9 protein-coding genes are annotated in these 8,545 nt (G+C 47.4%); 1 reads left to right on the forward strand and 8 read right to left on the reverse strand.

What is annotated here, in order from left to right; all coding sequences use genetic code 11:
* Window positions 1–36 precede the first annotated feature (36 nt).
* From HXW94_RS19945 to HXW94_RS17540, 6 genes are all read right to left on the reverse strand, one after another.
* On the reverse strand, window positions 37–171 hold the full coding sequence (locus tag HXW94_RS19945; protein WP_281357870.1) for a hypothetical protein: 135 nt from the start codon (window positions 169–171) through the stop codon (window positions 37–39).
* Between the two features lie 4 nt (window positions 172–175).
* Window positions 176–1,630 carry an aminomethyl-transferring glycine dehydrogenase subunit GcvPB gene (gene gcvPB, locus HXW94_RS17520; RefSeq protein WP_218576792.1) on the reverse strand — a complete coding sequence of 485 codons (1,455 nt, stop codon included), beginning with the start codon at window positions 1,628–1,630 and terminating at the stop codon, window positions 176–178.
* On the reverse strand, window positions 1,627–2,964 hold the full coding sequence (gcvPA, locus tag HXW94_RS17525; protein ID WP_178368190.1) for an aminomethyl-transferring glycine dehydrogenase subunit GcvPA: 1,338 nt from the start codon (window positions 2,962–2,964) through the stop codon (window positions 1,627–1,629). Before gcvPA ends, gcvPB begins: the two co-directional genes overlap by 4 nt.
* Window positions 2,965–2,969: 5 nt before the next feature.
* On the reverse strand, window positions 2,970–3,368 hold the full coding sequence (gene gcvH, locus HXW94_RS17530) for a glycine cleavage system protein GcvH (RefSeq protein WP_178368191.1): 399 nt from the start codon (window positions 3,366–3,368) through the stop codon (window positions 2,970–2,972).
* A 134-nt stretch (window positions 3,369–3,502) separates the two neighbouring features.
* Window positions 3,503–4,747: an aminomethyl transferase family protein gene (locus HXW94_RS17535; RefSeq protein WP_178368192.1), complete on the reverse strand. Its 1,245-nt coding sequence runs from the start codon at window positions 4,745–4,747 to the stop codon at window positions 3,503–3,505.
* 31 nt (window positions 4,748–4,778) lie between these two features.
* Window positions 4,779–5,222: an Lrp/AsnC family transcriptional regulator gene (locus HXW94_RS17540; protein WP_178368193.1), complete on the reverse strand. Its 444-nt coding sequence runs from the start codon at window positions 5,220–5,222 to the stop codon at window positions 4,779–4,781.
* Between the two features lie 200 nt (window positions 5,223–5,422).
* Here HXW94_RS17540 and lpdA point away from each other — a divergent pair, with 200 nt between their 5' ends.
* Window positions 5,423–6,862 (forward strand): dihydrolipoyl dehydrogenase, encoded by a 1,440-nt coding sequence (lpdA, locus tag HXW94_RS17545; protein ID WP_178368194.1) that lies wholly within the window; start codon window positions 5,423–5,425, stop codon window positions 6,860–6,862.
* 13 nt (window positions 6,863–6,875) lie between these two features.
* Here lpdA and HXW94_RS17550 read toward each other — a convergent pair whose 3' ends face one another.
* Together HXW94_RS17550 and HXW94_RS17555 are read right to left on the reverse strand one after the other, a co-directional pair.
* On the reverse strand, window positions 6,876–7,976 hold the full coding sequence (locus HXW94_RS17550; RefSeq protein ID WP_178368195.1) for a sigma-54 interaction domain-containing protein: 1,101 nt from the start codon (window positions 7,974–7,976) through the stop codon (window positions 6,876–6,878).
* 21 nt (window positions 7,977–7,997) lie between these two features.
* Window positions 7,998–8,378: a response regulator gene (locus HXW94_RS17555; protein ID WP_178368196.1), complete on the reverse strand. Its 381-nt coding sequence runs from the start codon at window positions 8,376–8,378 to the stop codon at window positions 7,998–8,000.
* Between the last annotated feature and the right edge of the window lie 167 nt (window positions 8,379–8,545).

The raw sequence follows: 8,545 nt of genomic DNA on the forward strand, positions 1-8,545 counted from the left end.
ACTCTAAGTATTTTAAGTGCTTGATTTGACTTCATATTAATACTCATAAAGTTTTTTGAGATATAATTCTACTATTTTTTTAATTTTTTTGATATATTTTTCTTGACCATATATAGTGCCCATGGTCAGAATAAAATCCGCCACAGATGCGGCGGATTTTATTGTTTCCATGGCCCTAACCTTTAAGACAGGGTTTGCGTGCTGCAGTCACCTCGTCCAGCCGGGTTACTTTAGGAAGATAGGGTGCTGATTTCAATTTATCCGGGTCCGAGGCTGCCTCTTTAACAATCGCCTTTACCGCCTCAATGAACTGGTCAATGTCATCCTTGGATTCGGTTTCAGTGGGTTCCACCATGAATGCGGCATCCACCACTAGGGGGAAATATACGGTGGGAGGATGAAATCCGTAATCCAAAAGCCGTTTGGCCATATCCATGGTGCTGATATGATACTCTTGAACAGTTTTGTCGGTAAACACACATTCGTGCATGCAGGGCCTGTCATAGGGCAGATCCAGGGTGGTTTTAAGGCTTTCCTTGATATAATTGGCATTGAGTACGGCAAGTTGGGACGCACGCGTCAGGCCGTCGCCGCCCATGGACAGAATATAAGCAAATGCCTTGACCATGACGCTGAAATGGCCATAAAAGGTGTGCATCCGACCGATGGTGTCAGGACAATCCGTAATAAAAGAATAGGCATCGTTTTCCTTTTCAACCCTTGGCACAGGAAGAAAGGGAATCAGCTCTTCGACCACGGCCACCGGTCCGGAACCGGGCCCGCCGCCGCCATGGGGGGTGGAAAAGGTCTTATGAAGATTTAAATGGAGTACATCAATGCCAAGTTCGCCGGGTTTGATGATTCCCATGACGGCATTCATGTTGGCACCATCGCCATAAACAAGGCCGCCCTTGGCATGGACGATATCACAAACCTCTTTGATGTTCTCTTCAAACAGACCCAGGGTGTTGGGATTGGTGATCATGATGCCGGCAGTATCTTCGTCCATGGCCTCGGCCACTGTGGCGGGCTCCAGGATGCCGTCGGGCCCTGATTTGATGTTCACGGACTGATACCCGCAAAGGGTTGCAGACGCCGGATTGGTGCCATGGGCCGTGTCCGGGATCAGAATTTTTGAACGCTGTTTTCCCTGTTTGGCGTGCCAGGCATGGATCATGAGCATGCCGGTGAGCTCCCCATGGGCCCCGGCCGCCGGCTGCAACGTGACGGCGGGAAATCCCGTGATTTCCCCGAGCAGTTGCTCCAACTCATACATCAGTTTTAAGGCCCCCTGGGAAAATTCATCCCCGGCCAGGGGATGGGCTGCGGCAAAGCCTTTGCGGGCGGCCTGAACCTCATTGGTTTTGGGATTGTATTTCATGGTGCAGGACCCCAGGGGATACATGCCGGCGTCTATACTGAAATTCCATTGGGACAACCGTACAAAATGGCGGACCACATCAAGTTCGGACAGTTGCGGCAATTCCGGTGCATCACCGGTAAGGGCCGGGTCAAGATCCGTTCTCGGTACATCACTTCTCGGCATGGAGATGCCGCATCTGCCTTCCCGGCTTTTATCCCATAGTTCAGGTTCGTTAAATATAAGGCCGGTTGTGCCTGGTTGTGTCATGATTTCACCTCCTTTGCCAAAAGGTCCATGGCCTGTCTGGACACGGTTTCCGTGGCACAGAAAAGATAATGGTCTGCCATGTCCGGGTAATAGGATTCAAGGGGGACCCCGGCAAACAAATTGTGTTTTTCGGCCAATTCCCTTCGCTTGTCCGCAAATCCGGCAGGGGCTTTAACGACAAATTCATTGAAAAAGGCGCTGTCATAAACGGATTCAAACCCGGCATCCACAAGCATGTTTTTCAGGTAAACGGCCTTGTCGTGATTGAGCCGGGCAATTTCCCTGATGCCGTTTTTTCCGGCCGCTGCCATATATACGGCGGCGGTCATGGCGTTGAGTCCGTTATTTGAACATATGTTGGAAGCGGCTTTTTCCCTGCGGATATGCTGCTCTCGGGTGGCCAGGGTCAGCACGTATCCCCTTTGACCGTTTGAATCAGTGGTTTTTCCCACAAACCTTCCGGGAAGGTTTCGCATCATTTTCTTTGTACCGGCCAAAAGGCCAAGTCCGGGACCACCAAAGCTTTTGGCCATGCCAAGGCTCTGGCCTTCTCCTGCCACAAGATCAACCCCAAAGCTGCCCGGACGTTTCAGCAGCCCATGGGCCAGCGCTTCAGTAAATGAGCTGATCAAGAGGCATTTTTTTTCATCGGCACAAGCCCTGAAGCTGCCGAGATCTTCAATGTTTCCCAAAAAATTAGGGGACTGAACCGCCACCCCTGCCATGCCCTCCATGGCTTTAAAGGCTGCCACATCCGTCAGGCCGTTTCTATCTGCCGGTATGTCAACGATTTCATATCCGGATGGATCAAGATAGGTCTGCATGATCTGGCGATGGGCGGGATGAATCAGACTTGATACGGCGATTTTATTGGCTTTTTTGGATTTGCGAAGGGCAATCAGGGCGCATTCCGCCAGGGCGGTGCCGCCATCGTAATGGGATGCCGTGGCAATATCCATACCTAAAAGCGCTGTAATCATGGTTTGAAATTCATAGATACCCTGCAAGGTTCCCTGACTCACTTCGGGCTGGTAAGGGGTGTAGGCCGTCATAAATTCGGACCTGGAAATGAGATGGGGCACAATGGCAGGAATATGGTGGTCGTATGAACCGGCGCCCATCAGGCATGTGTATGATCGGCATGCCGCATTTTGTGAGGCCAGTTCTTCCATTTCGGCATTTAAATCCCATTCGCTTAACGCATCCGGCAGGTTTAATCCGGTCTTTGTTTTCGCAGAATCGGGAATGGTTTCAAATAGCTGATTCAGATCGGCGTGGCCGGTGACAGCCAGCATCTGGTCGATGTCCTGTCGGGTATGCGGCAGATAACGCATGGCATTTATCCTTTCAGCATTTCAAGGTATGCAGCCTGGTCTTTGAGGCTGTCCATTTCGGACAGATCTTGGGGGTTGATTTTAACCAGCCAGCCTTTGTTATAGCAGTCGGTGTTGACCAGCTCCGGCGCATCTTCAAGTTCTGAATTTACCTCAACGATTTCACCTGCAATGGGAAGAAAAATTTCAGATACCGCTTTAACGGACTCCACACTGCCGAATTCGTCGCCCTGGCCAAAACTGTCGCCGATTTCAGGCATTTCCACAAAAACAATTTCGCCAAGCTGGTCCTGGGCATAGTCGGAAATTCCCACGCAGACCAGATCACCTTCAACCTTTGCCCATTCATGGTCATCGGTGTATTTAACGTCTGATGGGAAATTAAGTTCTTCTATGGCTTTCATATCGTCTCCTTTTTTGTATGAAAAAGTTTAACCACGGAATACACGGAATACACTGAAGATAAAATTCTGTGACTTCTGTGTTTTCCGTGGTTAAAATATTTTTATAGTTTGTTGTGTCCGCCAGGTCATGGGCCTTATTTAAAATGCTTGATTGCAAGCCTTGCTGTCCTGTCCGGCCGAATATCGGAAACAAGCCGGACCCCGATTTTGCGTTTACCTTCAACAAGAGACAACCGGGCACCCATGTCCAGGGGCTGGTTGACCCTGACAAATCCGCAGGCAAGCCCCTTTATTTTGACATCCGGGGGCAGATCCGGCGTGTTGATGCTGACGATGTTGTCTTCATGCCAAAAGATCCCCATGTCTGTTGCGCAGGTCAGTACCATGCCGATATCTTCGCCCTGCTCGGTGAGTACCCGGCCGGCATCACCGGCCGTTACCTTTCTTAACGAGTCACCGACAAAGGCATAGGTAAAGGATGGCTGTTCCAGGTTCATCAGGCTTTTGTCCCCTAAAAATGTCTTGGTAAACTGCCGGGTGCCGGCCTTAAAGGGCAGGGCAAACTCCCAGGGATGGTTGATGAAGGGGAAATGCCCAATATCCTGGTGGGAGAGGGGCAGGCAGGCACCGGCCCTTAAAGAGTCCCTGGCGCCAAGACCGCAGGGTATCAGGGCATAGGGGGACCCTGCATCCAAAAGATTGTGCCACAGTTTTTCAACGTTATCCGGCGCAATGAAAATTTCAAAACCGAATTCACCGGTATACCCGGTTCGTGACACAATGACAGGGGTGCCATCCACAAGCGTTACCCCATCAGGGGCGTCAGGGTCCAGATTACCTTTGAATGAAAAGTAGGGCATTTTGTCAAAAACGGTTTCTTGATCCTTAATCAGGCCTGACACGATTTTCAAGGCATTTTTGCCCTGGACATCCAGCTTGGCAAGCTGATCTGACAGGTCTGTTATTTCTACGGATTTTCCGTCACGATGTAAAACCAGATGCCCGGTAATCGATGCCCCCATACCGGCATTGACACAGACCATAAAGCTGATATCAGAAAATTTATAAATAATGGCATCATCAATGCAATGTCCCTTGGCATCTAAAAACGCGCCATAAATACAGCGGCCGGATGACAGGTCGCTAAGTTGTCTTGTGAAGCAGAAATCAAGCAGGGCCGGGGCGTCTTTGCCCTGTACCCGGACACAGTCCATATGGGATGTGTCAAACATCCCCGCAGATTTAAGCACGGCAAGGTGTTCATTTTTAACCCCGGTATCATACCATAGCGGCATGTCAAATCCGCCGAAATCCGCCATGTTGGCTCCGGCATTTCTGTGCCATGCATTTAATGGTGTTTTCTTTAAATTATTAGTCATGACAAACTCCCTGAGAACTTGATGATTGCGTTTAAAAAATGTACGGCACTTTCAGGTTGTATGATTTGTAAACCACAAACGTTTCAACTGAATTTATCCCGTGAACTTTTGAGATTTCATTGGTGTAAAATTCAAGCAGATCAAATCCTTCTTTGAATAACACCATCACCATGAGATCATAACGTCCTGTGACCACGGATACGGAAACAACACCTTGCAGGCGGCTGATCTCTTTTCCTTTTTCCACCAGATTTGTTTCAGACAGCTTAATGCCCACAATTACACTTCTATGACCCGGCAGTTTGGCCGGGTCCACGAGCCCGCAGAACTCAAGCACGCCTTCTTCCTGAAGTTTGAGGACCCTTGCCCTTACCGTGTTTTCAGTAATGCCCAGCTTGTCGGCTATTTTTTTGAAGGGTTTTTTCCCTTCTTTGAGTTCTCTGATAATATTAATATTGGTGTCATCAATTTTCATTGTTTCATTTTTACGCCGATTTTATTAGGTGCCATTTTCTAAATAAGCGTATCTTACCTAGGGGGTAGAGTCAAATACAAAAAGGTTATTTTTTAATAATTTGAAAATATATTTGGATAAAATTTATGAAAGCATATATATTTTATTAAAATTCTAATGTAATTTGCAATTATTTATAATCAATATTTACGAGGATAAGTATGGCTGAAAATATCACCATCATCGGGGCAGGTCCCGGTGGTTACGTTGCCGCGCTGAGAGCCGCCGGCCTTGGGGCCCGGGTAACTTTGATTGAAAAAGAAAATTTGGGGGGAACCTGCCTTAATTACGGCTGTATCCCGTCTAAAATAATGAAAAATTCAGCGGACCTGCTGCTGAGTTGTCTTAATGCCGGCAGTCTGGGGGTTAAGATATCAGGCACGGTCAGCCCTGATATCGGTGTGCTGATGCAGCGAAAGGAAAAAGTGCTTGACGCTCAAAGAAAAGGGCTTGCAGGACTTCTTGAAAAGGCCGGGGTCAACGTTATCACGGGCCAGGCAAAAATTGTTTCTCCGGGGAACGTTGAGATCGTTTCTGACCGGGAAGAACCCATATCTGTGGCCTACGACAAGCTGATCATTGCAGCCGGAACCGTACCCATGAATGTTCCGGAGTTTCCCTTTGACCATAAAAAGATTCTCTCTTCCAATGATATGCTGTCACTGGATTACATTCCAACGTCTTTAACCATTGTGGGCGGCGGGGTGATCGGGTGTGAATTTGCCTTTATTTTCAGTGCCCTGGGTTGTCAGGTGACCATTGTTGAGGCCATGGACAGGGTGCTGCCCTTACCGGGCGTGGATGCATCCTGCTCAAAGTTATTGTTGCGTGAAATGAAGAAACGAAAGATTCAAGTGCTTACGGACACCATTGTGACACGAACTGAAAATAAGCGTGGCGGACTTGATATTTTTCTGGATGTCAGTCCATTCACCCAGCCGGCCAAAAAACTGAAAACAAAATCCATTGAATCCGATGTCATGGCGGTGTGTGTCGGCAGACGTTCCTTGGCAAAGGCGTTGGGCCTTGAAAATATCGGCCTTGAAACAGGCAAGGGCGGATGGATTGCCGTGAATGAATATATGCAGACCCATGTTGATAATGTGTATGCCATTGGTGATATTCTCGGTCCGACCCATGTGATGATGGCCCATGTGGCATACCACGAAGGCCTTGTGGCGGCAGTGAATGCCTGCGGGCAAACCGAGGCGCCCAAAAGCGTCATGTCTTATGATACGGTGCCCTGGGTTATTTTTACCATGCCTGAAATCGGTGCGGTTGGATTAACGGAAAAACAGGCCCGGGAGCAGGGTAAAGCGATTGAAACGGCAGTTGTAAACTTCAGGGCTCTGGGAAAAGCCCATGCCATTGACCAGATTTCAGGAGAGGCAAAGATAATTGTGGAAAAGGCATCAGGCAAAGTGATCGGGGTTCATATAACAGGCCCCCATGCCACGGATCTGATTGCCGAAGCAACCCTGGCCATCACCAGGGGGCTGACGGCAACGGATCTGGCGCACACCATTCATGCCCATCCCACCCTGGCTGAAATCATGGGAGAAGCATCCTTGAAAATATTGGGTACCCCGCTGCACGGATAACCCATTGCAAAGTTTAATTCATGGGCGGATTCACATTGAATTCGCTCATTTTATACAACAGGGTTTTATAAGACACTTTTAAAATTTTTGCGGCTTTGGATCGATTCCACCCCACTTTTTCAAGCACAAAAATGATCACCTCTTTTTCTACTTTGTCAGAGGCCAGCTTCTTTATTTTTTTCAAAGAGATATCTTCAAACAGTTTTTCAGAACTTGTGGACAGGTCTACAAATTCGGAAATGATCTTCATCCGTCGGCTTCCGGAGTCATTATCAAAGGGATAATCAGGCGAATGCATGCCGGAACCGGCTAATTTCGCTTGAGATCTATCTTCTGAAGACGATGTTTCAGGGGTATTTGCATCAATCGGTAGCTCTTCAAAAATTTTATCCCAGGAATTGAGTACCATCAATTTTTTTATGCAATTTTGCAACTGCCGCACATTGCCGGGCCAGTGATACGTGCAAAGCCGCTCCATTATCTGGCTGTCAGGCTTTACTGCATTGGATTTCGGGTATTCCGACAAGTATTTTTTCAAATAATATTCAACCAGGGCCGGGATATCCTCGGGGCGTTCGCGAAGGGGGGGAATATCTATTTTAATAATATTAAGCCGGTAAAAAAGATCTTCTCTAAAGGTTTTGTCTTTTATCTTTTCTTCAAGACATTGGTTGGTTGCCGCAATGATCCAGACATCTGTTTTAAAGTCCTGGTCCGATCCCAGAGGAGAAAACTCTCCGCTTTGAAGCACGTGGAGCATTTTGGATTGAAGCGTCAGGGGCATATCCCCGATTTCGTCAAGAAAAAGAACGCCCTTGTCTGCAGTTAAAAATTTACCGGAACGTTTTTTGTGCGCCCCGGTAAAAGCGCCTTTCTCATAGCCATAAAGCTCTGATTCCAGAAGGGTTTCAGGCAGGGCGGCGCAATTTATTTTTATAAAATTATTTTTAGACCGATTTGATTCAGCATGCAGGCTCTGGGCAACCACTTCCTTGCCGACACCGGTCTCGCCTGTAATCAGGATGTTAAGGCAAGTTTGGGCCACATGGCTGATCAGTTCCTTGATCTTCAGCATCGGGCGGGAGACACCTATCAGCGGGGTTGGTGAAGTCATAATTTTATAACACCTTTTTTCCTAATCTTCTGTACGGCCTAAAAGTTCGGCAACTTTACGTTCGATTTTTAACAGGTCAACAGGTTTAAAAATAACAATATCCGCCCGGGCTTCGGACGCAAGAGCGCCAGGGTGATCCCCATACCCGGTCATGGCAATGGTTTTAATATCAGGATATTCCTTTTTTATAATGGAAATCAGTCCGACACCACTGATGTTAGGCATAACAAGATCTGTGATCAGGCAGTGGAAATAATCGGGTTTATCCCGCAGTACTTTTAAAGCGGCAAATCCGTCCACCGCAGTCTTAACCTCGTACCCAAGAGAGTTAAAAAATTCATAAAAAGTAGATAAAATATCTTCGTTATCGTCTACGATCAAAAGTCGAGCCGGGTTTGCCATATCAGCCTCTTTGTCAATAAAAATGAATAACTCTCTATGTCCAGGTTACAAAATTATATCAAATAGTAATTTAAAGAATTAAACTTACGACTCAAATAGAATTTTTTTATTAAAATGCAAGCACTTTAAATGGCTGAAACCCACAGCCTCTATTCCTTATCCTTATA

The sequence above is a fragment of the Desulfobacter latus genome (assembly GCF_013389365.1).
Taxonomy (GTDB): Bacteria; Desulfobacterota; Desulfobacteria; order Desulfobacterales; family Desulfobacteraceae; genus Desulfobacter; species Desulfobacter latus.